Source organism: Burkholderia sp. Bp9015, from assembly GCF_003853505.1.
In the GTDB taxonomy this organism is placed as follows: Bacteria; Pseudomonadota; Gammaproteobacteria; order Burkholderiales; family Burkholderiaceae; genus Burkholderia.
In genome coordinates, this window is record NZ_QTPZ01000020.1 from 12,712 (window position 1) to 37,738 (window position 25,027).

Genomic DNA, 25,027 nt, shown 5'->3' on the forward strand with positions numbered 1-25,027 from the left:
TCGTTTCGTCGTTTTCTCGTATCAGCGCGGATAAAGTGCGCCGAGCACGCGCTCGCCCGCGGCCCCCGTCACGCTCGCGAGATTGCCGGGCTGGCGCGCGGTGAAGCGGTACGCGAGCCACGCGAACGCGAGCGCCTCGACCTGCTGCGGCGGCACGCCGAGCGCGGCCGTCGTCTCCACCGTCGCCGGCACGCCGGCCTCGTGCAGTGCATGCCGGAGCGCATCGAGCAGCACCGGGTTGCGGGCGCCGCCGCCGCAGACGAACACGGCCTTGCAGCCGGCCGCGTGCCGGGCGATCTCGCGCGCGACCGAGACGGCGGTGAGTGCCGTCAGCGTCGCCTGCACGTCTTCCGGCGCGACCTGCGTGAACGCGGCGAGCTTCGCGTCGAGCCACGCGGGATTGAACAGGTCGCGGCCGGTGCTTTTCGGCGGCGGCGCGACGAAGTAGGGTTCGTCGAGCAGCGCGTCGAGCAGCGCCGCGTGCACGGTACCGCGCGCGGCGAACTTGCCGCCGTCGTCGTAGGGCTTGCCGAGATGGCGCGTCGCCCATTCGTCGAGCAACGCGTTCGCGGGCCCGCAGTCGAAGCCGCGCACGTCGCCGCCTTCGCCGGGCAGGATCGTGATGTTGCTGATGCCGCCGAGGTTGCAGACGACCCGCGTCTCGCCCGGCGCGCCGAACACCGTCGCGTGGAACGCCGGCGCGAGCGGCGCGCCGTGGCCGCCGGCCGCGACGTCGCGGCTGCGGAAATCGGCGATCACGTCGAGATGGGTGAGTTCGGCGAGCAGCGCCGGATTGTTGAGCTGGCGCGTGTAGCCGCGCTCGGGACGGTGCCGGACCGTCTGGCCGTGCACGCCGATCGCGCGGATCTCCTCGCGCGACAGGCCGGCCGTGCGCTGCAGCTCGTGACAGCACACCGCATAGCGCGCGACGAGCGCATTCGCCGCGACCGATTCGCGGTCGATCTCGTTGTCGCCGGGCTGCTGCAGCGCGAACAGCGCGTCGCGCAGCGATTGGGCGAAGCCGACGAACGCTTCCGCGAGCACGACCGGCGCGCGGCCGGTCTCGAAACGCACGGCGACGCCGTCGACGCCGTCCATGCTGGTTCCCGACATCAGCCCGAAGTAGATGCCGTCGGCCGGATGGGCGGGTTGCGGATGTCGTTGCGGCACGTTGGGTCCTCCTGGATCGAGCGGCGCGGGCCGGTGCCACGCGCCTTGCGCCCGATTATCCGCGCAACCTGACGCGTCGTTAAGCGATGCACGCGCAAGTTATGGGAAAATCCCTGTCTTTGCGACATTCTTCCTGGCCCCGATGAGCACCGAACCCAGTTCCAAGCCTGTTTTCCCGATCACCGACGAAGTCCGCCATGCGCTCGCCGTCACGAAGCGCGGCGTCGACGAACTGCTGATCGAGGAAGAGTTCGCGCAGAAGCTCGCGCGCAGCGCGGCCACCGGCACGCCGTTGCGCATCAAGCTCGGCCTCGACCCGACCGCACCCGACATCCACATCGGCCATACGGTCGTGCTGAACAAGATGCGTCAGCTGCAGGACCTCGGCCACACGGTGATCTTCCTGATCGGCGATTTCACGTCGCTGATCGGCGACCCGTCGGGCCGCAACGCGACGCGCCCGCCGCTCACGCGCGAGCAGATCGAATCGAACGCGAAGACCTACTTCGAGCAGGCTGCGCTCGTGCTCGACCGCGCCAAGACCGAGATCCGCTACAACAGCGAATGGTCGATGCCGCTCGGCGCGGACGGGATGATCAAGCTCGCGTCGCGCTACACGGTCGCGCGGATCCTCGAGCGCGAGGATTTCACGAAGCGCTTCCAGGGCGGCGTGCCGATCTCGATCCACGAATTCCTGTACCCGCTGATGCAGGGCTACGACTCGGTCGCGCTGAACGCCGACCTCGAGCTCGGTGGCACCGACCAGAAGTTCAACCTGCTGGTCGGCCGCGAACTGCAGAAGCAGTACGGCCAGGAACAGCAGTGCATTCTCACGATGCCGCTGCTCGAAGGCCTCGACGGCGTCGAGAAGATGTCGAAGTCGAAGGGCAACTACGTCGGCATCAGCGAGAAGCCGACCGACATGTTCGGCAAGCTGATGAGCATCTCGGACACGCTGATGTGGCGTTACTTCGAGCTGCTGTCGTTCCGCAGCATCGAAGAAATCGCGGGCTTCAAGCGCGACGCCGAAGGCGGCCGCAACCCGCGCGACTTCAAGGTGCTGCTCGCGCAGGAAATCGTCGCGCGCTTCCACTCGCAGGCCGATGCCGAGCGTGCGCTGGAGGACTTCAACCACCGCGCGAAGGGCGGCGTGCCGGACGACATCCCGTCGGTCACGCTCGCGGGCGCGCCGCTCGCGATCGGCCAGCTGCTGAAGCAGGCGGGCCTCGTGCCGTCGACGAGCGAAGCGCTGCGCAACATCGAGCAGGGCGGCGTGAAGATCGACGGCGCGACCGTCTCCGACAAGGGACTGAAGGTCGAGGCCGGCGAGTTCGTCGTCCAGGTCGGCAAGCGCCGCTTCGCGCGCGTCACGCTGACCGCATGATCGCGCTGATCCAGCGCGTGAAGCGCGCCGACGTGCGCGTCGGCGACCGTACGACGGGCGAGATCGGCGCAGGGCTGCTCGCGCTCGTCTGCGCGGAGCGTGGCGACACCGAGGCCGCGGCCGACAAGCTGCTCGCGAAGCTGCTCGGCTATCGCGTGTTCAGCGATGAGGCGGGCAAGATGAACCTGCCGGTGTCGAACATCGACGGCGCGGGCGGCGCCGGCGGCCTGCTGCTCGTGTCGCAGTTCACGCTCGCGGCCGATACCAACAGCGGGCTGCGGCCGAGCTTCACGCCGGCCGCGCCGCCCGACGAAGGCGCGCGCCTGTTCGACTATTTCGTCGCGGCCGCGCGCGAGCGTCATCCGGTCGTCGAGACGGGCGAGTTCGGCGCCGACATGCAGGTGTCGCTCGTCAACGACGGCCCCGTGACGTTCTGGCTGCAAGTGCGGCCCTGATTCATTCCCGGAGACGCGCCGCGATGGCCACCACGCAGATTCTCTTCATTCGCCATGGCGAGACGGCCTGGAACCGCATCAAGCGCATCCAGGGCCATATCGACATTCCACTGGCCGACACGGGGCTCGCGCAGGCGCAGCGGCTGGCCGTCCGGCTCGCGCGGGACGCGCGCGAAGGACAGCGGATCGACGCGATCTATTCGAGCGACCTGATGCGCGCGCAACAAACCGCGCAACCCTTTGCCGATGCGCTCGGGCTGCCGCTGCAGTTGCGCGAAGGGCTGCGCGAACGCGCGTACGGCGTGTTCCAGGGGCATGACAGCACCGAGATCGAGACGCTGTTTCCGGACGCCTACGCCGCGTGGCAGACGCGCGACCCGGGCTTCGCGCCCGACGGCGGCGAGTCGCAGCGCGAGTTCTATCATCGCGTGCTGCATGCGCTCGAGCCGATCGTCGCCGCGCATCCGGGCGGCCGGATCGCGTGTGTCGCACACGGCGGCGTGCTCGACTGCGTGTACCGCTTCGCCAACGGTATCGACCTGTCGGCGCCGCGCAGCTATCAGCTGCTCAACACGAGCATCAACGTCGTCGATTACGTCGATGGTCGCGCACAGGTCGTGCAATGGGCCGACGTGTCGCACCTCGACGCCGCGAGCGACGACGACGGGTATCGCAAGGTACTCTGATCCGGTCGTACCGGCTCCGCCCGGCGGAAGAATCAGATCGTCAGGCGGGCGGGGTGCCGTCGGGCGGTGTCGCGGTTGCGCGGCGGCGTGCGCGCTTCGACGCGCCGTTGACGAGCGCCCAGCGCAGCACGGGCGCGACTGCCCGCACACCGGGCCGGACCACCGCGCGTCGCAGCGGCGCGAACGTCGACACGTCGAGCATGCGCTGCGCCCAGGGCGGCAGCAGGTCGATTCCCGCATGCATGATCAGCGACGCGGCTGGCCGCAGCGCGGGCGTTGCGACCGGCACGTTCAACAGGATGTCCATGACCTCGAAGGTGTGCGGCCCGGCTTCGAGTTCGGGCTGCATGCGCGCGAAATAGGCCGCTACCTCGGCGCGTGAACGGGGCACATCCCGGGCGCCGAGCAACTCCGCGATCAATGCCGTTTCCGCGTAGTAGCCGTCCTGCAGCTCGCCCGACAGCGACGGATTCACATAGCGCAAATGCGCGGCGAGGAAGCTCGAAACTTCCGCGACATGCACCCACGTCAGCAACGCCGGATCGTCGGCTCGATACGGCCGGCCGTCGGGCGCAGTGCCCGATATGCGCGCGTGGATCGTTTTCACGCGCTCGATGAGCGCGAGTGCGTCCGCGCGGCTGCCGAACGTCGTGCCCGTGATGAACGTGGCGGTGCGCCGCAAGCGGCCGAGGATGTCGGTGCGAAACGACGAGTGATCCCAGACGCCCGCGAGCGCGAGCGGATGGAGCGCCTGCAGCAGTAGCGCGGCAATGCCGCCCGTCATCATCGACGTGAAATCGGCATGCACGCGCCAGCAGATCGCGTCGGGGCCGAACAGCCCCGGGTCTCCGGGCGGCGACGAGAGATCGATCGACGGACCGCCGCCGCCCGTCGTCAGGTGCGTGATGCCGGCCACGAGCCGCTTGCGGATCGGTTCGACCCAGCGCGGGCCCGGTGTGGGCGGGGCGGGGTGCGGGCTGGGCGGCGTGGTCATGGCGAGCTTGGCGCGGGCAGCGGGTTACTTCCCGTCGGCGGTATCTCACATCCCGCGTTCGGGGTTGCCGGCGTCGGGCGCGGAGAGCCCGAAGTGGCGGTACGTGAGCAGCGTCGCGACGCGCCCGCGCGGCGTGCGCTGCAGGAAGCCCTGCTGGATCAGGTACGGTTCGAGTACGTCCTCGATCGTGTCGCGCTCCTCGCCGATCGCAGCCGCGAGGTTGTCGATGCCGACCGGGCCGCCGTCGAACTTGTGCAGGATCGCCTCGAGCAGCTTGCGGTCCATCAGGTCGAAGCCGACCGGGTCGACGTCGAGCATCGCGAGCGCGGCGTCGGCGACGGCCGCGGTGATCTGGCCGTCGGCCTTCACTTCCGCATAGTCGCGCACGCGGCGCAGCAGCCGGTTCGCGATCCGCGGCGTGCCGCGCGAGCGCTTCGCGATCTCCAGCGCGCCGTTCGGATCGATCTGCGCGTTCAGCAGCGACGCCGAGCGCCGCACGATGCGCGACAATTGCTCGGCATCGTAGAACTCGAGGCGCGCGACGATCCCGAAGCGATCGCGCAGCGGGTTGGTCAGCATCCCCGCGCGCGTGGTCGCGCCGACCAGCGTGAACGGCTGCAGGTCGAGCTTCACGCTGCGCGCGGCCGGCCCTTCGCCGATCATGATGTCGATCTGGTAATCCTCGAGCGCCGGATACAGGATTTCCTCGACGACCGGCGACAGCCGGTGGATCTCGTCGATGAACAGCACGTCGTTCGCTTCGAGGTTGGTCAGCAGCGCGGCGAGATCGCCCGCGCGTTCGAGCACGGGGCCCGACGTCTGGCGCAGGTTCACGCCCATCTCGCGCGCGATGATGTGCGCGAGGGTGGTCTTGCCGAGGCCGGGCGGCCCGAACAGCAGCACGTGGTCGAGCGGCTCGGCGCGGCGCTTCGCGGCCTCGATGAAGATCTCGAGCTGGCCGCGCACCTTTTCCTGGCCGACGTAGTCGTCGAGCTGGCGCGGCCGCAGCGCGCGTTCGAACACCTCCTCGTGCGACGAGGCGGGCGTGGCGGCGATGATCCGCTCGGCGGCGAGTTTGTCGGTTTCAATCATGCGGCCATTGTACCGCGCGCCGTCGCGCGGCCGAACTGGCCGAACGGCCGACTGGCGCGTGCCGCGCGACGGCGCGACACTGGCTCCGACAGCCGGCTCGGGCGGCCGTTACACCTTCGACAGTGCCTTGAGCGCGAGTTTGATGCCTTCGGACACGCCGGTGCCGGCCGGCACGTTCTTGATCGCGGCGAGGCCTTCCTTTTCCGAATAGCCGAGCGCGAGCAGCGCGTTGAGGATGTCGGTCGCGTGGTCGGACTGGGACGCGGCGCCGGCGAGTGCGCCGAGGTCCGCGCCGAGCTTGCCCTTCAGCTCGAGCAGCAGGCGCTCGGCGGTCTTCTTGCCGATGCCGGGCAGGCGCGTGAGGCGCGCGGCGTCCTGCATCGTCACCGCCTGCGCGAGCTCCTGCACGCTCATGCCGGACAGCACGGCCAGCGCCATGCGCGCGCCGATGCCGGTGATCTTCAGCAGTTCGCGGAAGGTCGTGCGCTCCTGCGGCGTCAGGAAGCCGTACAGCAGGTGCGCGTCCTCGCGCACGATCTGCTGCGTGAGCAGCACGACGCGCTCGCCCGTTTGCGGCAGGTTGTAGAAGGTGCTCATCGGCACGTCGATTTCGTAACCGACGCCGTTGCAGTCGACGAGCAGGTGAGGCGGATTCTTTTCGAGCAGGATGCCGGCGATGCGACCGATCATGGATGGCGGGATGCGAGGAAGAAAGCGCGAGTGTAGCGCAGGTGCGGCGCGATGCCGATGGGTTGGCCGTCAGGTCGGGGCGCCGCGCGACGCGGGGCGATCAGGCAGGCAGGCAGGACGGTGGCAGGCGCAATGCGCGCGACTCGGGTAGCCGCGCGCCGCGCCGAGGGGATGCGTGCCGTCGCGTCAGCCGACGAGCCGTCCGCGCCGCACGCGCAGCCCCCTTTTCGCGAGCGCCGGCGCGAGGCCGCCGATCGTGCCGAGCGTATTGCCGCTGTGCGCGTGGCAGATCGCCATCCCGAGCGCGTCGGCCGCGTCGCTGCCGGGCTGGCCGGTCAGGTTGAGCAGTCTCGTGACCATCTCCTGCATCTGCGACTTGGTCGCGCGGCCGTAACCGACGACCGCCTGCTTCAGTTGCAGCGCGGTGTATTCCGCCACCGGCAGGCCGCCGGAGACGAGCCCGCAGATCGCGGCACCGCGCGCCTGGCCGAGCAGCAGCGTCGACTGCGGGTTCACGTTCACGAACACCTGTTCGATCGCGGCCTGGTCGGGCGCGTGTTCGCGCACGAGCGTCGATACGCCCTGGAAGATCGTGCCGAGCCGGGTAGCCAGGTCAGCCGTAGGCGTGCGGATCACGCCGCTTGCGACATAGGCGAGCCGGTGGCCGCTGACGTCGATGACGCCGAAGCCGGTGACGCGCAGGCCGGGGTCGATGCCGAGAATTCGCATGAGTGAGGAGAAAAACCTGATGCCGCGATACTACAACGAATGGTGCGCGGGGCCGGCCGCGTGGCTGCGTGCGCCGGCGCCGCGCAATAAAAAACCCGGCGGGTATGATGCCGCCGGGTTTTCGTGCGGCGGCCGCGCGGGCCGCGTGCGATCAGTGACGGAAGTGGCGCACGCCCGTCAGGATCATTGCGATGCCGTGCTCGTCGGCCGCCGCGATCACTTCGTCGTCGCGCATCGAGCCGCCCGGCTGGATCACGCAGGTCGCGCCTGCCGCCACGACGACGTCGAGACCGTCGCGGAACGGGAAGAACGCATCCGACGCGACGGCCGAACCGGCCAGCGTGAGGCCCGCGTTCTGCGCCTTGATGCTCGCGATGCGTGCCGAATCGACGCGGCTCATCTGGCCTGCGCCGACGCCGAGCGTCATGCCGTTGCCGCAGAACACGATCGCGTTCGACTTCACGTACTTCGCGACGCGCCATGCGAACAGCAGGTCGTCCATTTCCTTCGCGGTCGGTTGACGCTTCGTGACGACGCGCAGCTCGCTCGGCTGCACGTTCTTCGAATCGAGCGACTGCACGAGCAGGCCGCCGCCCACGCGCTTCAGGTCGAACGCGTTATGGCCGTCGCCGAGCGCGATTTCGAGCAGGCGCACGTTCTGCTTCGCGGCGAACACCTGCTTCGCGGCGTCCGTAAACGACGGCGCGATCAGCACTTCGACGAACTGCTTGGCCACCGCCTGCGCGGCCGTCTCGTCGACTTCGCGGTTGAACGCGATGATGCCGCCGAACGCCGACGTCGGGTCGGTCTGGAATGCCTTCGCGTACGCGTCGGCCGAATCGTTGCCGACCGCGACGCCGCACGGGTTCGCGTGCTTGATGATCACGCAGGCCGGCGCGTCGAACGTCTTCACGCATTCCCACGCCGCGTCCGAATCCGCGATGTTGTTGTACGACAGTTCCTTGCCCTGCAGCTGGCGGTAGTTCGCCAGTGCGCCGGCCGGCGCCGCGAGGTCGCGGTAGAACGCCGCGCTCTGGTGCGGGTTCTCGCCGTAGCGCAGGTCCTGCACCTTGTCGAACGCCATGTTCAGCGTGGCCGGGTATGCGCTGCGCGATGCGTGCTGCAGCTCGTCGGTCAGGCTCGTCAGGTAGTTCGTGATCGCGCCGTCGTATTGCGCGGTGTGCGCGAACACCTTGGTCGCGAGGCGGAAGTTGGTCGCATAGCCGATCGCGTTGCCGTTCGCCTTCATTTCATCGAGCACGACCGCGTAATCGGCCGGGTCGACGACGACCGTCACGTCGCGGTGGTTCTTCGCGGCCGAGCGCAGCATCGTCGGGCCGCCGATGTCGATGTTCTCGATCGCGTCGGCGAGCGTGCAGTCGTCCTTCGCGATCGTCGCGACGAACGGGTACAGGTTCACGACCAGCAGGTCGATCGTCGGGATGCCGTGCTGCTCCAGCGCCTGCATGTGCTCGGGCAGGTCGCGGCGGGCGAGGATGCCGCCGTGCACCTTCGGGTGGAGCGTCTTCACGCGCCCATCGAGCATTTCCGGGAAGCCCGTGTAGTCAGCGACTTCGGTCACGGGCAGGCCCGCGTCGGCGAGGAGTTTCGCGGTGCCGCCGGTCGACAGGAGTTTGACGCCGAGGTCGGACAGCGACTTCGCGAAGTCGACGATGCCGGTCTTGTCGGAAACGGAAATGAGCGCTTGCTTGATCATGATGGAACCACCAATAGCCAGGGAAACGGGGACGGGACGGCCGCCTACAGCAGGCCGTGCTGCTGCAGCTTCTTGCGCAGCGTATTGCGATTGATGCCGAGGTACTCCGCGGCGAGCGACTGGTTGCCGCCGGCCTGTACGAGCACGACCTCGAGCATCGGCTTTTCGACGCAGGACATCACCATTTCATAGACGTCGTGCGGATTGGAGCCGTCTAGATCCCGGAAATACACGTCCAGGCTCTCGCGGACACATTGTTCGATGTTGTGCTTGCTCATGCTGCTAACTGGTTATGGTCGTCCGACTCGCCCTGGCCGTTTTCCTCTTCGTCATCGACGTAGACGAGGTGGTCCGACAGCGCCTTTTGCGCCTCGAAGAATGCATTGACGGCGGCGAGTTGCTCGCGGGTGGAATCGAGCGTGTTCATCCTGTGCCGGAACCCGTTGGCACCGGAAAGGCCGCGAGTGTACCAGCCGATGTGCTTGCGCGCAGTACGGACGCCCGTGAATTCACCATAGAACGCGTAGTGGTCTTCCAGGTGTTCGTTCATCACGTGCTGGATCTCGTCGATCCGCGGCGGGGGCAGCAGCTCGCCGGTTTGCAGGAAATGATCGATTTCACGGAACAGCCACGGCCGGCCTTGCGCGGCGCGACCGATCATCAGTGCGTCGGCGCCGGTGGCGTCGAGCACGGCCTTTGCTTTTGCCGGCGACGTGATGTCGCCGTTCGCGACGACCGGGATGCGCACGGCCGCCTTCACAGCCGCGATGGTGTCGTATTCCGCGTCGCCGCGGTAGAGGTCGGCGCGCGTGCGGCCGTGTACGGTCAGCATCGAGATGCCGGCCGCCTCGGCGAGGCGCGCGACCGTGATCGCGTTCTTGTGCTCGCGATCCCAGCCGGTGCGGATCTTCAGCGTGACGGGCACCGCATCCGGCCCCGTGCCGACCGCCGCGACGACGGCCTCGACGATCCGCTGCACGAGCGGCTCGTTCTGCAGCAGCGCGGAGCCGGCCGCGACGTTGCAGACCTTCTTCGCCGGGCAACCCATGTTGATGTCGATGATCTGCGCGCCGTTGTCGACGTTGTAGCGGGCCGCTTCGGCCATCATCGCCGGATCGGCGCCGGCGATCTGCACCGCGATCGGCTCGACCTCGCCTTCGTGGTTTGCCCGTCGCATCGTCTTCGCGCTCTTCCACAGCTGCGCATTGGACGCGACCATCTCGGACACGGCGTACCCGGCCCCCAGCCGCTTGCACAGCTGGCGGAACGGACGATCCGTCACGCCGGCCATCGGGGCGACGAACAGGTTGTTACGCAATACGTGAGAGCCGATAACGGGCATCGCAATGGCACCGCCCGCGAGCGCCGGGCGTCGCGGGCAAAAAAGGGCAGAGGGAAAACAGCTATTTTACCGTATTCCCATGCCCCGCCGATTTGACCCGGTTTGCGCGGCCTGACCGCGCGCAACGCGCGGCGTGTCAGTTGCGCTGGCCGAACATCATCTGGCGTGCGATCGCCTTCTTGAGCGGCGGCACGAATTCGAGCGCGGTGAGCGCCGCGCCGCGCAGCAGCGGAAGAGGGCCGGCGTCGACGGTAAACAGGCGCGCGAGCGTGTCCGTCGCGCCGATCGTGAAGCGCCGGTCGAGCGCGCGCCGTGCGTTGAAGGTGGCGAGCGCGGTCGCTTCGAAGCCCTGCGTGGACAGCGCGTCGACGAGCGTGTGCGCATCGCGCAGCCCGAGGTTCAGCCCCTGGCCGGCGACCGGATGCAGCGTTTGCGCGGCGTTGCCGACGATCGCGATGCGCCCGTTGACGAGCGTCTGTGCCGCGTTCAATCCGAGCGGGAACGATGCGCGCCCCGCGATCGCGACGAATCGGCCCATCCGCTCGCCGAATGCAGCGCCGAGTTCGCGCAGGAACGCGTCGTCGGGAAGGGCGGCGCGGCGGGCCGCCTCGTCGGGCGTGCAGCACCACACGAGCGAATAATCGGCACCGCCAAGCGGCAGCAGCGCGAGCGGGCCTTCGTGCGTGAAGCGCTCCCAGGCGACGTTCGGGCGCGGCGCCGAGACGGTGACCGAGCCGACGATCGCGGTCTGGCCATAGTCGCGGCGATGCTTGCCGGTATCGGCCTGCTGTTCGTGGAACAGCCCGCCTTCGGCGTTGATGACGATGCGCGCGCGCAGCGTGCGCTCGCCTTGCGGGCCGTCGAGCGTCAGCGTGACGCCGTCGGCGTCCTGTTGCGGCGTGCGTGCGGTGGTCGACGTGAGCCAGTCGACGCGCGTGCCGCGCACGGCCTGCGCGAGCGCCTGCACGATCGAGCCGTAGCGCACGACGTAGCCGAGCGCGGCGAGGTCGTGCTCGTCGCGGTCGATCAGCGTGCGGCCGAAATGGCCGCGCTGCGACACGTGGATGTGTTCGATCGGCGTTGCGTCGGCCGGCCATCCGAGCGTGTCGAGCAGCACGCGGCTGCCGTGCGACACGGCGATCGCGCGCGGGTCGTTCGCGCTCGCGGCCGGCTCGCGCGCGTCGATCAGCGCGATCGACGCGTGCTGCGTCGCGCTGCGTCGGGCGAGCCAGCCGGCGAGCGCGAGCCCGACGGGGCCCGCGCCGACGATGGCGAGGTCATGGTCCGGCGTGGCCGGGGAGGAAGCGGTCGTCATCAGTGTTCGTGAAACGGGGTAACGGTCAACTGCGGGTCAACGGCAGGTCAACGGCAGATCAACACCGGGCCAACGGCGGCCCGGCATCGGCGCGTTGGCAACCTGCGGCACGCTCACGCGCCGTGCGCCGCGCCCGCACGCATCAGCGCCTCGATCTCGTCGGCCGCCACCGGCACGTCGCGCGTGATCAGCTCGCAACCGTGCTCGCGCACGATCGCGTCGTCCTCGATGCGGATGCCGATGTTCCAGTATTCGGACGGCACGTCGTCGGCGGCGCGCACGTACAGGCCCGGCTCGACGGTGAGCGTCATGCCGGCTTTCAGCGTGCGCCACGGCAGCGCGCCGTTGGCGTCGCGCGCGGCGAGCCGCTCGCGGTAGTCGCCGCAATCGTGCACGTCCATGCCGATCCAGTGGCCGGTGCGGTGCATGTAGAAGCGTGCGTACGCGCGCTCGGCGAGCACGTCGTCGACGCTCGAGAAGCGCGTCTTCGGGATGATGCCCGTATCGAGCAGCCCTTGCGCCAGCACCCGCACGGCCGCGTCGTGCGGCGCCTCGAACGGCACGCCCGCGCGCGTCGCGTCAATCGCGGCCTGCTGCGCGGCGAGCACGATGTCGTACAGCGTGCGCTGCGCGGGCGAGAAGCGCCCGTTGGCCGGGAACGTGCGCGTGATGTCCGACGCGTAGCCGTCGAGTTCGCACGCGGCATCGATCAGGATCAGGTCGCCGTCCCGCGCGGCCGCGTTGCCGGCCGGGTAGTGCAGCACGCACGCGTTCGCGCCGGCCGCGACGATCGAGCCGTACGCGGGCGCCTGCGCGCCATGCTTGCGGAACGTGTACAGCAGCTCGGCCTCGAGTTCGTACTCGCGGATCCCCGGGCGGCACACCTGCATCGCGCGACGGTGCGCGAGCGCGGAGATGTGTGCGGCGCGCATCATGATCGCGAGTTCGTGTTCGTCCTTCACGAGCCGCATGTCGTCGAGCAGGGGCGTGAGGTCGAGCAGCGCGTCCGGTGCGGCGACGCCGCTGCGCGCCTGCGCGCGCACCGCATCGATCCAGCCGGCGAGCTGGCGGTCGAACTCGGCCGACGCGCCGAACCGGTAGTGCACGGTGCCCGCATCGGCGAGCAGGCGCGGCATTTCGGTGTCGATCACGTCGACCGCGTAGGCCGCGTCGAAGCCGAACGCATCGCGCGCGGCCTCGGGCCCGTAATGGAAACCTTCCCAGATCTCGCGGTCGGCATTCTTCGCGCGGCAGAACAGGATCGATTCCGGCGCGCCGTGCGACCCGGCCGCGTTCAGCACGAGCACGGCGTCCGGCTCGGTGAAGCCCGTCAGGTAGTGGAAGTAGCTGTCATGCCGGTACGGAAAGGCCGTATCGCGGTTGCGCAGCATTTCCGGCGCGGTGGGAACGATGGCGACGCCGCCGCCGGCGGCGCGCAGTGTGGCAAGCACGCGTTCACGGCGCTGGCGGTAGACGTCGACGGCGATGGCGGTATCGAGGGGCGCATTCATCGTGCGATTGTAGCGCCGCCGGACGCGGCGCGTGAGAGACACGGCCGCAAGCCGCGCCGGACGGGGCTCGGCGGCGGCTGTTGCAAACCATCCACAGGCCGGACGGGCGATTTTCTATCGGGCCGCGCCGGCCGGTTATGATCGGCGACAACGTATACTCTCGGCAGTTCCCTTGAAAAGGCAGATGATGAAATTAATCGGTTCGCTCAGCAGCCCGTACGTCCGCAAGGCGCGGATCGTGCTTGCTGAAAAGAAGATCGACTACAAGCTGGAGCTCGAGAACGTATGGGCGCCGGAGACGGACATTCATGCATCGAATCCGCTCGGCAAGGTCCCGTGTCTCGTGATGGAGGATGGTGCCGCGGTGTTCGATTCCCGCGTGATCTGCGAATACGTCGACACGCTGTCGCCGGTCGGCAAGCTGATTCCGCCGTCGGGACGCGAGCGGCTCGAAGTGCGGTGCTGGGAAGCGCTGGGCGACGGCGTGCTCGACGCGGCCGTGGCGATCCGTCTCGAACACACGCTGCGCGACGAAGCGCAGCGCAGCGCGAGCTGGATCGCGCGCCAGCAGCGCAAGATCGACGACGCGCTCGTCGCGATGTCGCAGGGCCTCGGCGGCAAGACGTGGTGCGTCGGTAATCATTACACGCTCGCCGACATCGCACTCGGCTGCGCGCTCGGCTACCTCGACTTCCGGATGTCCGAACTCAACTGGCGCGACCGCCATCCGAATCTCGACAAGCATTTCGTGAAGCTGTCGCAGCGGCAAACGTTCGTCGACACGCTGCCGCAAGGCTGACCGGCCGCCGCCGGCGGATCGGGCAGACAAGAGAAAAGCGCCCCGCCGGGCGCTTTTCTCTTTGGCGAGCCGCCCGGCGGCGGGCGCTCGCGCGTTACTCGATCGACGTGTAAACGGTTTCGCCGAGCACGAACGAATCGCTGCGCGCGATCGGCCACCACTTGTCGTACAGCGTATAGCCGCAGGTCTGGCCGTCGAGCAGCGCGCCGGGCTTCAGGTACTTCAGCAGCTGCGACATCAGCCGCACCTCGTGCGGCGCGACGCGCTGCACGATGTGATGCGCGCGCAGCTCGGACGGATGGCCGAGGCCGGCCGCCTGCACGAGTTCCTGCAGTGCGTGCAGCGTATTGCGGTGGAAGTTGAACACGCGCTCGGCCTTGTCGGGCACGACGAGCGCGCGCTGGCGCACCGGGTCCTGCGTGGCGACGCCGGTCGGGCAGCGGTCGGTGTGGCAGTGCTGCGCCTGGATGCAGCCGACCGCGAACATGAAGCCGCGTGCCGAGTTCACCCAGTCCGCGCCGATCGCGAGCGTGCGTGCGATGTCGAACGCGCTGATGATCTTGCCGCTCGCGCCGATCTTCACGCGATCGCGCACGCCGATCCCGACGAGCGTGTTGTGCACCAGCAGCAGGCCCTCCTGCAGCGGCACGCCGACATGGTCGGTGAATTCGAGCGGCGCCGCGCCGGTGCCGCCTTCCGCGCCGTCGACGACGATGAAGTCGGGCACGATGCCCGTCTCTAGCATCGCCTTCGCGATCCCGAAGAACTCCCACGGATGGCCGATGCACAGCTTGAAGCCGGTCGGCTTGCCGCCCGACAGCGTGCGCAGCCGTTCGACGAATTCGAGCAGCCCGCGCGGCGTCGAGAATTGCGAGTGCGTCGCGGGCGAGATGCAGTCCTTGCCCATCGGCACGCCGCGCGTCTCGGCGATCTCGGGCGTGATCTTCGCGGCCGGCAGCACGCCGCCGTGGCCCGGCTTCGCGCCTTGCGACAGCTTGATCTCGATCATCTTGACCTGCGGATCGGCGGCCTGCTTCGCGAACTTGTCCGGGTTGAACGTGCCGTCCTCATTGCGGCAGCCGAAGTAGCCGGACGCGATTTCCCAGATGATGTCGCCGCCGTTTTCGCGATGGTACTTCGACAGCGAGCCTTCGCCGGTGTCGTGCGCGAACCCGCCTTTCTTCGCGCCGAGGTTCAGCGAGCGGATCGCGTTCGCGGACAACGAGCCGAAGCTCATCGCCGAGATGTTGAAGATCGAGATGTCGTACGGCTGCGCACGGTTCGCGCCGACCCGGATGCGGAAGTCGTGGTTCGGCAGCTTCGCCGGCGCGAGCGAGTGGCTGATCCATTCGTGCGCGACGGACTTCACGTTCAGTTCGGTGCCGTACGGGCGGTTGTCGGCGACGTTCTTCGCGCGCTGGTAGACGAGGCTGCGCTGCGCGCGCGAGAACGGTTTCTCGTCGGTGTCGTCCTCGACGAAGTACTGGCGGATTTCAGGCCGGATGAACTCGAACAGGAAGCGGAAATGGCCCCAGAGCGGGTAGTTGCGCAGGATCGCGTGACGGTCCTGGTTCAGGTCGTACAGGCCGACGGCGACGAGGGCGACGGGGATGATGATCCACAGCCAGGAAAGCACGTGGATCGACGCGAGCGCGGCCGCGGCAACGAGCAGCAGGACGGCACACCACATCGCGAGGTAGCGTCTGGAAAGCATGGGGACTCCTAGGGTCTATTCATGTATGGAACGCGCATGCGAATGCCCGAAAGCGCGCGCAGGGCAAGGAGCGAGGAGCGCCGTTTGGCCGAGCCAAACAAGTGACGAGCGACGCCGCCATGCGGGCGATTTCGGGCATTCCCGTGACATGAATTTCTTAATTTGGGGTTGCCACGAGAACGGCCGCTCGCCGCGTTGCGCTCCTTGCGAATACGTCAGTATTCGCGGCGTCGCGCGCCTCGCGAGCGGCCGTTCTCGTGGCAACGCATGTGCGTTCCATACATGAATAGACCCTGCATCTTGAAATGCCGCCATGCGTACGCTGCGCGGCGGCGCACCGGCCGCGGAGGAATCGTGTTCCGCCGGGCGCGGCGTGCCGCAAGTCTAAACCGAATGGATGTCAGCGTGCTTCGGCGAGCGCCCCCGCGCGGGCTGCCGCCGGTGCCGGCGCCGTCTGGCCGGGCTGGCCGGTGGCCGCGAACTCGATGATGCCGCCGCCGAGGCAGATCTCGCCGTCGTACAGCACGGCCGACTGGCCGGGCGTGACCGCCCATTGCGCGTCGTCGAAGGCGAGCGAGAAGCGGGCTTCGCCGGCCGGGCCGGGTGCGGCGGCGCCGAACGCGCATGCCGCATCGGCCTGCCGGTAGCGCGTCTTCGCGCCGCACGCGAAGCCGTCGGCCGGCGGTTCGCCCGCGACCCAGCTCACGTTGCCGGCGACGAGCTCGCGCGACAGCAGCCACGGATGGTCGTGGCCCTGCACGACGTACAGCGTGTTCGACGCGATGTCCTTCGCCGCGACGAACCACGGCTCGCCGCTGCCGCTCTTGCTGCCGCCGAGGCCGATGCCCTTGCGCTGGCCGAACGTGTAGAACGCGAGGCCGATGTGCTCGCCGACCACCTTGCCGTCCGGCGTCTTCATCGGGCCGGGTTTCGTCGGAAGATAGCGGTTCAGGAAGTCGCGGAACGGCCGTTCGCCGATGAAGCAGATGCCGGTCGAGTCCTTCTTCTTCGCGTTCGGCAGGCCGATCTGCGCGGCGATCTCGCGCACCTTCGTCTTCGGGATCTCGCCGAGCGGGAACATCGTCTTCGACAGTTGCGCCTGGTTCAGCCGGTGCAGGAAGTACGACTGGTCTTTCGTATGATCGAATGCCTTCAGTAGTTCGAAGCGGCCGTCGCGCTCGCGCACGCGCGCGTAGTGGCCGGTCGCGATCATTTCCGCGTCGAGCGACATCGCGTGGTCGAGGAACGCCTTGAACTTGATCTCGGCGTTGCACAGCACGTCCGGGTTCGGCGTGCGGCCGGCCGAATATTCGCGCAGGAATTCGGCGAACACGCGGTCCTTGTATTCGGCCGCGAAGTTCACGGCTTCCACGTCGATGCCGATCAGGTCGGCCACCGACACCACGTCGATCCAGTCCTGGCGCGTCGAGCAGTATTCGCCGTCGTCGTCGTCTTCCCAGTTCTTCATGAACAGGCCGACCACGTCGTATCCCTGTTCCTTCAGCAGCCACGCGGTCACCGACGAATCGACGCCGCCCGACATGCCCACTACTACACGGCGCTTGCTCATTTGTTTACCGCCTGACGGTCGAATGCGTCCGGGCGCGGCGCGACCGAATGCGTGTGCACGAAATCGAGCGGAATGCGCCGCCCGGCCAGATAGTCGTCGACGCAGCGCATCACCGCGGGCGAGCGGTGACGTTCGCTGCACGCGCGCAGCTCGTCGGCGCTCATCCACAGCGTGCGGACGATGCCGTCGTCGAGCACGTGGCCCGGCAGCGGCTCGCCGGCCGTGCCGCAGAACGTGAAGCGCAGGTAGGTCGCGCCGGCGCTGCCGGGGCGGTCGTAGTGCGCGAGATAGACGCCGACGAGCGCATCGGGGACGAACGGATGCGCGGTTTCCTCGAGCGTCTCGCGGATCACGGCGTCGGCGAGCGTCTCGCCGGCCTCGAGATGGCCGGCCGGCTGGTTGATGCGCAGGCCCGTCGAGGTTTCTTCCTCGATCACGAGAAAGCGACCGGCGCGCTCGACGAGCGCCGCGACGGTCACATGCGGGGTCCAGATTTCGGGTTTCATGGATCGGCATTTTACCGGTTGCGCCCGGACGCTGCCGGCCATTACGTTAGACGAATCCGACCCCGTGCTCTCGCCCTCGCCTCGGCGGTGCACGCTGCATCGCGCCCTTTTATGGCGCGACGATCGTCGCGACGCAGGCGGCGATCGTGTCCCGCACGCGCACGATTGCCGGGTCGCGCTGCGTGCTCGTGCGCCAGCCGATTTCCACCGGGTAGCGCGGCAGCTCGACCGGGCACGCGAGCGCACGCAGCGACGTCGACTGCGCGATCGCGCGGGCCGCGTGCGCCGGTATCGTCGCCACCGCGTCGGAGCCGGCGAGCAGGTACGGCAGCGCCGCGAAATGCGTGGTCGACGCCGCCACGCGCCGCTTGTGGCCGAGCGCGGCCAGCGCCTCGTCGACGATCCCGATCACGCCGCCCGACGACACGAGCAGGTGATCGCGCCGCAGGAAATCGGCGAGCGCGAGCGTGCGCGGCGCGCGCGCCCGGCCGGCCGGATCGATCAGGCATGCGTAGCCGCCCGTCGCGACCGCGCGCCGGCTGAGCCCGTTCGCCGAGAACCCGCCCGACGCGATCGCGAGATCGACGCCGTGCCGCAGCAGCGCGTCGCCCGCGATGCCGCTGTGGGTCTGCCGGAAGATCAGCCGGATGCCCGCGGCTTCCCGCGCGACCGCGTCGATCAGCGCGCGGCCGAGCGCGATCTCGAAGTCGTCCGACAGCCCGATCGAGATCGTGCGACCGACCCGCTCGCCGCCGTCGGCCGCGATCGCGAGGCTCGCGCGGCAGCGGTCGAGCGCGTCGGACAGGATCGGCTTGAGCTCGTCCGCGCGCGGCGTCGGCGCGAGCCCGCGGCCAGTGCGCACGAACAGCGGGTCGGCGTAGATTACGCGCAGCCGCGCGAGCGCCGCGCTGACGGCCGACTGCGTGAGGCCGAGCCGCAGCGCCGCGCGGCTCGCGCCGCCTTCCTCGTACAGCGCCTCGAACACCTTCAGCAGGTTCAGGTCGAGCCCGGCGATATCATCCGTATTCATGTCAGTTATCGTTGTATCGATTTGATCGATGAAATGATATCGATAAAGATGGCGTCACCCCATTCACCGGAGACGTCGTCATGTCCACCTCAGTCATCGCCGCGCTGCAGATCGGCGCATCGCCCGCCGGCACGCGCGCCACGCTCGACACGATCCTCGGCTACGAAACCGCGATCCGCGACAGCGGCGCGTCGCTCGTCGTGCTGCCCGAAGCCGTGCTCGGCGGCTATCCGAAAGGCGAGATCTTCGGCACGCGGCTCGGCTACCGGCTGCCCGAGGGCCGCGACGCGTATGCGCGCTACGCCGCGCAGGCGATCGACGTGCCGGGCCCCGAAACCGACGAACTGGCCGCGCTCTCGCAGCGCACGGGCGCGAGCCTCGTGGTCGGTGTGATCGAGCGCGGCGGCAGCACGCTGTACTGCACGGCGCTGTTCTTCGATCCGCGCGACGGGCTCGTCGCGAAGCACCGCAAGCTGATGCCGACCGGCACCGAACGGCTGATCTGGGGGCAGGGCGACGGCTCGACGCTGCCGGTGGTCGACACGGCCGCGGGCCGCGCGGGCGCCGTGATCTGCTGGGAGAACCACATGCCGCTGCTGCGCTGCGCGATGTATGCGAAAGGCTTGCAGATCTGGTGCGCGCCGACCGTCGACGAGCGCGACCTGTGGCAAAGCTCGATGCGGCACATCGCGCACGAGGGACGCTGCTTCGTCGTGAGCGCCTGCCAGGTGCAGCCGTCGCCGCGCGCGCTCGGCATCGACGTGCCGGGCTGGGATCCGGAGCGGCCGCTGATCCGCGGCGGCAGCGTGATCGTCGGGCCGCTCGGCGACCTGCTGACCGAGCCGCTGATCGGCGAGACCGGGCTCGTGACCGCGCGTATCGATACCGACGAACTCGTGCGCGCGCGTTACGACTTCGATGTGGTCGGGCACTATGCGCGCCCGGACGTGTTTTCGCTGCACGTCGACGAGCGGCCGAAGCGGTCGGTGGTGTTCGGCGAGTGACGGGTGCGACCGGGGCGCGGACGCCCCGGCGTGCGAATGGCGGCGAGGTGGCCTGACAGTCGGGCGGCCGGACAGCCAGACAGACCGCCGGACAACCAGGTAGCCAAACCGCCGAACCGCGGCGCGGCATTCAGCGGGCGGCGGCTCTCCCCGCCTCAGCGCATCGGCGCTTCCGCGATCCGCATGTAGTCGGCGATCCGCCGGCCTTCCATGTCCGGAAACTGCTCGTGCACGGAGATATCACCCATCCGCGCGATGTCGAAGGTGCGGAAGTCGTCGCGGAGCTCGCACCATGCGCCGATCGTCCAGCGTCCGCCCCAGTAGACGAGCCCGAGCGGCCACACGCGGCGCTTCGTGTGCGCGCCGAGCCGGTCGCGGTAGTCGAAGCTGACGACGTGATGCGTGTCGACCGCCTGGTGGATCGCGTCGACCTTCGCGCAGAACGTCTCGTCGATGTGGAACGACGGCGCGAACACCGGCAGGCGATCGAGCGCGGTGCGCTTGTCGGCCGGCATCGCCGACGCGATCTTCGCGAGCGCCGAACGCGCGCCGCCCGCGAAGCGCGCGCCGCCCCAGGTCTCGAGCATGCGCGCGCCGGCCGCGAGCGCCGCGAGCTCCTCGGCCGTGAACGTGAGCGGCGGCAGGCTGGCGTTGCGGTTCAGCCGGTAGCCGATGCCGGCTTCGCCTTCGATCGGCACACCCGACAGCTGCAGGTCGCGCACGTCGCGATAGACCGTGCGCGGCGACACCGACAGCCAGTCGGCGAGTTGCTGCGCGGTCGTGAGACGCCGCCCGCGCAGCAGCTCGGCGATCTGGAACAGGCGGTCGGCACGGCGCGTCATGGCTGCACCTCGACTCCAACGGCTACGGGGACTTCGCGATGATAGCGCCGCGCCGGCCGGAGGGTGGACGCACTCAGTGGCATTTCGGCGCGTGCAGGCCGACGCGGTTGCCTTCGGTGTCGATCAGGTAGCCGATGTAGCCGTAGTTGTTCGGCAACTCGACGACCGAGCCCTGCACGACGCCGCCCGCGCGCTTCGCGCGTTCGAGTGCCGCGACGACCGACTCGCCGGCGTTCAGGTAGACGAGCACGCCGTTCGCGCTCGGCTTCATCTGCTGCGGATCGAACACGATGCTGCCGCCCGTGCTCGACGCTTCGTGATCGAACATGGCCATCGGCACGCCGCCGATGACTTCGCGCTGCAGCGTCGTCTGCAGCACGGTTTCGTAGAAACGGATCGCCCGGTCGAAATCGAGGGACGGGATGTCGAACCACGCGATCGCGCGTTCCAGGGTTGCGGTGTCGGTTGCAGTTGCGGACGTCATGACGAGCTCCGTGTTGTTCGGGTTCTTGATGGAAACCAGCCTTGCATTGCGCCGGGATTGCAGTGTGACCGGGGGCTGCTGACAGCGTGCTGTCAGTAGTCGTGGCGACGCTGACAAATGACGCTGACAAACGGCGGCTTCGCTCCCGCAACGACCGCGCGGAACCTCGGCGGCGCGCGTGGCGCCGCTCGCCTGGGTGCGGCGGAAAGAAAAATGCCCGGCCGATTGGCCGGGCATCGTCAGGGTGTCAGCAGGCGGCCGCAGCCGCCGCGTCGCGTATCAGGCGTCGCCTTCCGGCGTGGCCGGGCGTGCCTTCACGCTGCCGGCGATCAGGTCGAAGCGGAACAGCCGGCATTCGAGCGCGCCGTTGAACAGCGGCGTCTTCGCCGATTCGCGCAGGCGCAGCTGGCCCGGCAGCGAGCGGTCCGACGTCAGCAGGAACGCCTGCCAGCCGGTGAAGCGCTGCTTGAGCGCATCGCCGAGCGCGTTGAAGAACTCGCTGTCCGGCGCGTCGGTGTGCGTGCGGCGGAATGCGTCGTCGTTGCCGCGGTTGCGGCCCGTCTCGCGCACCTCGCCGCGCGCGCTGCGGCCGCGCACCTCGATCCGCTCGCCGTACGGCGGGTTCGCGAGGATGATGCCCGGGCCGTCGCACGGCGGCGTCATGCCGCGCGCGTCGACCTGCTTGAGCCACACCGACGGCACGCCCGCGCGCTCGAGGTTCGCGCGCGCCTTCTCGAGCATATCGCCCGAGATGTCGCTGCCGTACACGCCGAGCGAATCGCGCTTGCCGCGCGCCGCGCGTTTCGCGTCGAGCGCCGCGACCTTCAGGCCCTGCCATGCGGTGATGTCGTACTGCTTGAGCTTCTCGAAGCCGAACCGGCGCTCGACGCCCGGCGCGACGCCGAGTGCGATCTGCGCGGCTTCCGCGAGGAACGTGCCGCTGCCGCACATCGGGTCGTACAGCGCGGTGCCGGGCGTCCAGCCCGTCAGGCGCAGGATGCCGGCCGCGAGGTTCTCGCGCAGCGGCGCCGCGCCCTTGTCGAGGCGCCAGCCGCGCTTGAACAGCGGCTCGCCCGACGTATCGAGGTACAGCGTGCACTCGGTGGCCGTCAGGAACGCGAACACGCGCACGTCCGGCGCGCCGGTGTCGATGCTCGGGCGCGAACCGGTCTTGTCGCGCATCCGGTCGCAGATCGCGTCCTTCACGCGCAGCGTCGCGAACTCGAGGCTCTTCAGCGGCGACTTGATCGCGGTGATGTCGACGCGCAGCGTCTGCGTCGACGCGAACCAGCGTTCCCACGGCTGCTCGAGCGCGAGCGCGTAGACGTCCTGTTCGTTGCGGTACGGGCGATGCGCGATCTTCAGCAGGATCCGGCTCGCGATTCGCGAATGGAGGTTCGCGGCCATGCCGGCGGCCCAGCCGCCGCGGAAATGGACGCCGCCCGGCACCTGCGCGCCCGCGGTGAACGGCGCGCCGTCCAGATGGCGGCCGGCGATTTCGGCCAGCTCGGCGGCAAGCGCCGCTTCGAGGCCGCGCGGGCAGGGAGCGAAGAATTCGTACAGGGTGGGCGAGGACATAAGGCGGGTGAGGACGTGCAAAAGTCCACTATTGTACGCGGCGCGGGCGCCCGGGGCCGGCGTTGCGTCGGATTCGGGACGCCGGCGCGGGTCGGCCGGCCGTGACGGGCGGCCCGCCGGGCCGCGCGGCGGCGCCCGCCCGGGCGGGCGCGCCGCCGTCGAACGCTCAGTGCGAGCCCGTCTGGCCAGCGCGCGCGGCAGTTCCGCCGGCCGGCCAGAACAGCGCGGACGGCTTCGCGAGCACCGTGCGGACGATCGCGCCGACCAGCGCGCGCACCTTGGTGCGGCGCAGGCTGCGCGAGCGCACGGCCATCGTGAACGCGAGCGCGAAGCTCACGAGCACGTTGAGGATCGCCATGCTCAGCACGCCGGCGCCGGCCCACCAGAGTTCGGGCGTGCTCAGCGCGCCCTTGCCGAGCACGCCGAGCGCGATTCCGATCGAGCCGGCCGACAGCGTCACGTGCCGCACCTCGAACGGGAACAGGAACACGGTGACGATCGCGGGGATCAGGCCGAGCATCAGGCCGAGGCCGACGTTGGCGACCACGCCCGCGACGTTCGAGCGGCAGAAGTGCGCGAGTTTCGCGGCGCCCGACGCGCCGAGCGTGAGCCGCAGCCGGCGGTTGTACGTGAGCGCGTCGCCGACCCGGTGCAGCACGAACCAGTTGTCGGCCCAGCCCGCGAGCAGGCTCGACGCCCACAGCAGCACGCCCGTGAGCGCCGCATAGAACGGGGTCGGGCCCAGCAGCGAGAACGAATGCAGCGTCGCATGCGCCTTTTCCGGCGAGATCAGGTTCGCGTGCAGCAGGTTGCCCGCGAACAGCTGCACGAGCAGACAGACGGGCAGCACGACGAGCACGTTGCCGGAGATCGCCGCGGCCTGTGTGCGGATCAGCGCGATCACCGACGCGACGAACGCCTTCACGCCTTCCTCGTGACCGGTGTCGTCGAGCTCGCGCGCGAGCGTCGGCGCGGTCATCGCGGGCTGCTTGGTCGCGAGCGTGAAGTGCAGGAAGTGCATCAGCATGAAGCTCGCCGCGTAGTTGACGCCCGCGAGCAGCCCTTCGAGCATCGACTGCAGGTGCGCGCCCGTGATCGCGAACTTCACGCACACGGTCACGACGGTGACGAGCCCGCCGCCCGCGGCCATCCGCAGCATCTTCAGGTACTCGGCGCGGCCGCGCGAGATGTAGTGCTCGCCGGTGTCCGCGTTGGTCTCGACGAGCTTGCGCGCGAACAGCGAGAAGTTGCTGCGCACGAGGTGCGACACGCTCTGGCTGTTCTGGTTCGCGTCGACGAGTTCGGCCGTCAGGCGTGCCATCCCGCGCAGGTCATCGCGTGCCATCCACGCGTTGAGCAGCAGTTCCGCGCGCAGGATGCGCATGCGCATCCGTTCGACCTGGAACACGATGTCGACCGACACGCCGTTGCGGTACAGGTGCGCGAACACGTCGTCGACCGCGATCCGGCATTCGTCGAGCAGCACGCGCAGGTAATTCACTTCGTGCAGCAGCTTGCTCGGGTCGCCGCCGTCCTCGACGGCCGCGTGGGCGGTCTCGACCGCGAGCATCGCACGCGTGAGGCGGTAGAACGGCTGCGTTTCGAGCGGCTTGCGCGCGTCGTCGTCGGACAGGCGGCTGCGCACCGTCTGCGACAGGCCGGTCGAGCTGATCTGGCAGGTCAGGTTGTGCAGCGCGGCCAGCAGGTCGCGCGAGAACGAGCCGGGCTCGTGGCGTTCTTCGTCGGTGACGTCGAACGAGATCAGCTCGGCGAGGCGGGCGAGCAGGTCGTCGGGCAGTGCGTCGATCCATTGCGCGTCTTCCGGCGTCGGGAACATCAGCGTGAACAGCGCCGTCAGCTCGCGGCGGTTCGGCGCCGGCGGGATCAGCGACGAGTCGATGCGCTCGAACAGCGCGCCGAAGAAACCGGAATGCACGGGCATCCCCGCGTCGCACAGCAGCGAGATGCCGTCGCATTCGCGCAGGATCCCGCGCAGGATGCGCGCCGCGTGCGATTTCCATGCCGGGTTGCGGTCGAGCACGTGGAACAGGTAGCGCAGCCGCGCGTGCGCCGGATACGCGCGTGCGTCGGCATCGCGTGCGGCCGGCGTGTCGTGCGCGGCCTGCATCGCGCCGTTGCGGCGCAGCCAGTGCGCGAGCTCGATCAGCCATTCGCTGCGCTCGGCGTACGGCGCGTCCGCGTCGGCATGCGCGAGCAGCGCATCGAGCTGGTGGCCCGCATTGCGCGACGCGCGCCACTTCTTGATCAGGGTCGTCAGGGAATGAAACATAAACGGAATAGCGATAGCCCTGGACGGGCGGGTTCGGGATGCCGGCCGGGAACAGACGGCGCGGCGCCGGCGAGAACGGTGAAGCTGGTCGGGATGCCGGACGATGCGCGGCGACCCGCGATGCG

General features: G+C 69.1%; 23 protein-coding genes. 5 read left to right on the forward strand and 18 right to left on the reverse strand.

Translation table 11 applies throughout. The features are described from left to right. Positions 1 to 21: 21 nt before the first annotated feature. Positions 22 to 1,170: an anhydro-N-acetylmuramic acid kinase gene (locus DIE12_RS21355; RefSeq protein WP_124487991.1), complete on the reverse strand. Its 1,149-nt coding sequence runs from the start codon at positions 1,168 to 1,170 to the stop codon at positions 22 to 24. A 142-nt stretch (positions 1,171 to 1,312) separates the two neighbouring features. Between DIE12_RS21355 and tyrS the strand changes: the two genes are divergently transcribed. From tyrS to DIE12_RS21370, 3 genes are read left to right on the forward strand one after another with little or no spacing between them, the layout of a single operon-like run. After that, a complete protein-coding gene (tyrS, locus tag DIE12_RS21360; protein WP_044848285.1) occupies positions 1,313 to 2,554 on the forward strand; it encodes a tyrosine--tRNA ligase in 1,242 nt (413 codons plus the stop codon). Continuing rightward, positions 2,551 to 3,009, forward strand: coding sequence for a D-aminoacyl-tRNA deacylase (dtd, locus tag DIE12_RS21365; RefSeq protein WP_124551330.1), 459 nt, complete (start codon positions 2,551 to 2,553; stop codon positions 3,007 to 3,009). The genes tyrS and dtd overlap by 4 nt, the downstream gene beginning before the upstream one ends. A gap of 23 nt (positions 3,010 to 3,032) precedes the next feature. Next, entirely contained in the window at positions 3,033 to 3,695 is a 663-nt protein-coding gene (locus DIE12_RS21370; protein WP_124487989.1) for a histidine phosphatase family protein, read from the forward strand. A 40-nt stretch (positions 3,696 to 3,735) separates the two neighbouring features. On the opposite strand, the gene DIE12_RS21375 is transcribed toward DIE12_RS21370, so the two are convergent. From DIE12_RS21375 to DIE12_RS21415, 9 genes are all read right to left on the reverse strand, one after another. Next, the gene (locus DIE12_RS21375) at positions 3,736 to 4,689 is read right to left on the reverse strand and encodes an oxygenase MpaB family protein (RefSeq protein ID WP_044848283.1); all 954 of its coding nucleotides are present in this window, start codon (positions 4,687 to 4,689) and stop codon (positions 3,736 to 3,738) included. Between the two features lie 45 nt (positions 4,690 to 4,734). Then, positions 4,735 to 5,781 (reverse strand): Holliday junction branch migration DNA helicase RuvB, encoded by a 1,047-nt coding sequence (gene ruvB, locus DIE12_RS21380; RefSeq protein WP_124520270.1) that lies wholly within the window; start codon positions 5,779 to 5,781, stop codon positions 4,735 to 4,737. Between the two features lie 108 nt (positions 5,782 to 5,889). Continuing rightward, entirely contained in the window at positions 5,890 to 6,471 is a 582-nt protein-coding gene (ruvA, locus tag DIE12_RS21385; protein WP_044848281.1) for a Holliday junction branch migration protein RuvA, read from the reverse strand. Positions 6,472 to 6,657: 186 nt separating this feature from the next. Then, on the reverse strand, positions 6,658 to 7,200 hold the full coding sequence (gene ruvC / locus DIE12_RS21390) for a crossover junction endodeoxyribonuclease RuvC (RefSeq protein ID WP_044848280.1): 543 nt from the start codon (positions 7,198 to 7,200) through the stop codon (positions 6,658 to 6,660). A 151-nt stretch (positions 7,201 to 7,351) separates the two neighbouring features. After that, on the reverse strand, positions 7,352 to 8,917 hold the full coding sequence (gene purH, locus DIE12_RS21395; protein WP_044848279.1) for a bifunctional phosphoribosylaminoimidazolecarboxamide formyltransferase/IMP cyclohydrolase: 1,566 nt from the start codon (positions 8,915 to 8,917) through the stop codon (positions 7,352 to 7,354). Between the two features lie 44 nt (positions 8,918 to 8,961). After that, entirely contained in the window at positions 8,962 to 9,195 is a 234-nt protein-coding gene (locus DIE12_RS21400) for a Fis family transcriptional regulator (protein ID WP_006476892.1), read from the reverse strand. After that, complete coding sequence (gene dusB, locus DIE12_RS21405; protein ID WP_006751898.1) at positions 9,192 to 10,259, reverse strand: tRNA dihydrouridine synthase DusB; 1,068 nt, start codon at positions 10,257 to 10,259, stop codon at positions 9,192 to 9,194. The genes DIE12_RS21400 and dusB overlap by 4 nt, the downstream gene beginning before the upstream one ends. Before the next feature lie 136 nt (positions 10,260 to 10,395). After that, positions 10,396 to 11,574, reverse strand: a complete 1,179-nt coding sequence (locus tag DIE12_RS21410; protein ID WP_124551331.1) for a UbiH/UbiF/VisC/COQ6 family ubiquinone biosynthesis hydroxylase — start codon at positions 11,572 to 11,574, stop codon at positions 10,396 to 10,398. Between the two features lie 113 nt (positions 11,575 to 11,687). Beyond that, positions 11,688 to 13,085, reverse strand: coding sequence for an aminopeptidase P N-terminal domain-containing protein (locus DIE12_RS21415; RefSeq protein WP_124487987.1), 1,398 nt, complete (start codon positions 13,083 to 13,085; stop codon positions 11,688 to 11,690). Positions 13,086 to 13,272: 187 nt separating this feature from the next. Between DIE12_RS21415 and DIE12_RS21420 the strand changes: the two genes are divergently transcribed. Beyond that, positions 13,273 to 13,884 carry a glutathione S-transferase family protein gene (locus DIE12_RS21420; RefSeq protein ID WP_044848297.1) on the forward strand — a complete coding sequence of 204 codons (612 nt, stop codon included), beginning with the start codon at positions 13,273 to 13,275 and terminating at the stop codon, positions 13,882 to 13,884. A gap of 94 nt (positions 13,885 to 13,978) precedes the next feature. On the opposite strand, the gene DIE12_RS21425 is transcribed toward DIE12_RS21420, so the two are convergent. The 4 genes from DIE12_RS21425 to DIE12_RS21445 all read right to left on the reverse strand — a co-directional run bounded on the left by DIE12_RS21425 (position 13,979) and on the right by DIE12_RS21445 (position 18,704). Further along, positions 13,979 to 15,598, reverse strand: a complete 1,620-nt coding sequence (locus tag DIE12_RS21425; protein WP_124551332.1) for an FMN-binding glutamate synthase family protein — start codon at positions 15,596 to 15,598, stop codon at positions 13,979 to 13,981. Positions 15,599 to 15,998: 400 nt separating this feature from the next. Further along, on the reverse strand, positions 15,999 to 17,168 hold the full coding sequence (mnmA, locus tag DIE12_RS21435; protein ID WP_124487986.1) for a tRNA 2-thiouridine(34) synthase MnmA: 1,170 nt from the start codon (positions 17,166 to 17,168) through the stop codon (positions 15,999 to 16,001). Beyond that, positions 17,165 to 17,674, reverse strand: coding sequence for an NUDIX hydrolase (locus tag DIE12_RS21440; protein ID WP_124487985.1), 510 nt, complete (start codon positions 17,672 to 17,674; stop codon positions 17,165 to 17,167). Before DIE12_RS21440 ends, mnmA begins: the two co-directional genes overlap by 4 nt. 109 nt (positions 17,675 to 17,783) lie before the next feature. Then, positions 17,784 to 18,704, reverse strand: coding sequence for a LysR family transcriptional regulator (locus DIE12_RS21445; protein WP_124520272.1), 921 nt, complete (start codon positions 18,702 to 18,704; stop codon positions 17,784 to 17,786). An 80-nt stretch (positions 18,705 to 18,784) separates the two neighbouring features. On the opposite strand from DIE12_RS21445, the gene DIE12_RS21450 reads away from it, so the two are divergent. Then, the gene (locus tag DIE12_RS21450) at positions 18,785 to 19,708 is read left to right on the forward strand and encodes a carbon-nitrogen hydrolase family protein (RefSeq protein ID WP_124520273.1); all 924 of its coding nucleotides are present in this window, start codon (positions 18,785 to 18,787) and stop codon (positions 19,706 to 19,708) included. Positions 19,709 to 19,863: 155 nt separating this feature from the next. Here the strand turns inward: DIE12_RS21450 and DIE12_RS21455 are convergent, their stop codons facing one another. The 4 genes from DIE12_RS21455 to DIE12_RS21470 form a co-directional block, all read right to left on the reverse strand. After that, a complete protein-coding gene (locus DIE12_RS21455) occupies positions 19,864 to 20,550 on the reverse strand; it encodes a YafY family protein (protein WP_044848271.1) in 687 nt (228 codons plus the stop codon). Positions 20,551 to 20,623: 73 nt separating this feature from the next. Continuing rightward, the gene (locus tag DIE12_RS21460; RefSeq protein WP_044848270.1) at positions 20,624 to 21,034 is read right to left on the reverse strand and encodes a VOC family protein; all 411 of its coding nucleotides are present in this window, start codon (positions 21,032 to 21,034) and stop codon (positions 20,624 to 20,626) included. A 279-nt stretch (positions 21,035 to 21,313) separates the two neighbouring features. Then, positions 21,314 to 22,612 (reverse strand): class I SAM-dependent RNA methyltransferase, encoded by a 1,299-nt coding sequence (locus DIE12_RS21465; RefSeq protein WP_044848269.1) that lies wholly within the window; start codon positions 22,610 to 22,612, stop codon positions 21,314 to 21,316. Between the two features lie 166 nt (positions 22,613 to 22,778). Then, on the reverse strand, positions 22,779 to 24,902 hold the full coding sequence (locus DIE12_RS21470; RefSeq protein ID WP_124520274.1) for a site-specific recombinase: 2,124 nt from the start codon (positions 24,900 to 24,902) through the stop codon (positions 22,779 to 22,781). Between the last annotated feature and the right edge of the window lie 125 nt (positions 24,903 to 25,027).

What these genes read in the sequence shown, in the direction of transcription:
- DIE12_RS21370 (WP_124487989.1), top strand. Translation starts at nt 3,033, where the DNA reads ATGGCCACCACGCAGATTCTCTTCATTCGCCATGGCGAGACGGCCTGG.
- dusB (WP_006751898.1), bottom strand. Translation starts at nt 10,259, where the DNA reads ATGCCCGTTATCGGCTCTCACGTATTGCGTAACAACCTGTTCGTCGCC.
- DIE12_RS21420 (WP_044848297.1), top strand. Translation starts at nt 13,273, where the DNA reads ATGAAATTAATCGGTTCGCTCAGCAGCCCGTACGTCCGCAAGGCGCGG.
- DIE12_RS21455 (WP_044848271.1), bottom strand. Translation starts at nt 20,550, where the DNA reads ATGACGCGCCGTGCCGACCGCCTGTTCCAGATCGCCGAGCTGCTGCGC.
- DIE12_RS21470 (WP_124520274.1), bottom strand. Translation starts at nt 24,902, where the DNA reads ATGTTTCATTCCCTGACGACCCTGATCAAGAAGTGGCGCGCGTCGCGC.
- ruvB (WP_124520270.1), bottom strand. Translation starts at nt 5,781, where the DNA reads ATGATTGAAACCGACAAACTCGCCGCCGAGCGGATCATCGCCGCCACG.
- DIE12_RS21440 (WP_124487985.1), bottom strand. Translation starts at nt 17,674, where the DNA reads ATGAAACCCGAAATCTGGACCCCGCATGTGACCGTCGCGGCGCTCGTC.
- DIE12_RS21415 (WP_124487987.1), bottom strand. Translation starts at nt 13,085, where the DNA reads ATGAATGCGCCCCTCGATACCGCCATCGCCGTCGACGTCTACCGCCAG.
- dtd (WP_124551330.1), top strand. Translation starts at nt 2,551, where the DNA reads ATGATCGCGCTGATCCAGCGCGTGAAGCGCGCCGACGTGCGCGTCGGC.
- DIE12_RS21450 (WP_124520273.1), top strand. Translation starts at nt 18,785, where the DNA reads ATGTCCACCTCAGTCATCGCCGCGCTGCAGATCGGCGCATCGCCCGCC.
- DIE12_RS21375 (WP_044848283.1), bottom strand. Translation starts at nt 4,689, where the DNA reads ATGACCACGCCGCCCAGCCCGCACCCCGCCCCGCCCACACCGGGCCCG.
- DIE12_RS21460 (WP_044848270.1), bottom strand. Translation starts at nt 21,034, where the DNA reads ATGACGTCCGCAACTGCAACCGACACCGCAACCCTGGAACGCGCGATC.
- DIE12_RS21445 (WP_124520272.1), bottom strand. Translation starts at nt 18,704, where the DNA reads ATGAATACGGATGATATCGCCGGGCTCGACCTGAACCTGCTGAAGGTG.
- ruvC (WP_044848280.1), bottom strand. Translation starts at nt 7,200, where the DNA reads ATGCGAATTCTCGGCATCGACCCCGGCCTGCGCGTCACCGGCTTCGGC.
- purH (WP_044848279.1), bottom strand. Translation starts at nt 8,917, where the DNA reads ATGATCAAGCAAGCGCTCATTTCCGTTTCCGACAAGACCGGCATCGTC.
- DIE12_RS21465 (WP_044848269.1), bottom strand. Translation starts at nt 22,612, where the DNA reads ATGTCCTCGCCCACCCTGTACGAATTCTTCGCTCCCTGCCCGCGCGGC.
- DIE12_RS21400 (WP_006476892.1), bottom strand. Translation starts at nt 9,195, where the DNA reads ATGAGCAAGCACAACATCGAACAATGTGTCCGCGAGAGCCTGGACGTG.
- ruvA (WP_044848281.1), bottom strand. Translation starts at nt 6,471, where the DNA reads ATGATCGGTCGCATCGCCGGCATCCTGCTCGAAAAGAATCCGCCTCAC.
- mnmA (WP_124487986.1), bottom strand. Translation starts at nt 17,168, where the DNA reads ATGAGCAAGCGCCGTGTAGTAGTGGGCATGTCGGGCGGCGTCGATTCG.
- DIE12_RS21425 (WP_124551332.1), bottom strand. Translation starts at nt 15,598, where the DNA reads ATGCTTTCCAGACGCTACCTCGCGATGTGGTGTGCCGTCCTGCTGCTC.
- tyrS (WP_044848285.1), top strand. Translation starts at nt 1,313, where the DNA reads ATGAGCACCGAACCCAGTTCCAAGCCTGTTTTCCCGATCACCGACGAA.
- DIE12_RS21410 (WP_124551331.1), bottom strand. Translation starts at nt 11,574, where the DNA reads ATGACGACCGCTTCCTCCCCGGCCACGCCGGACCATGACCTCGCCATC.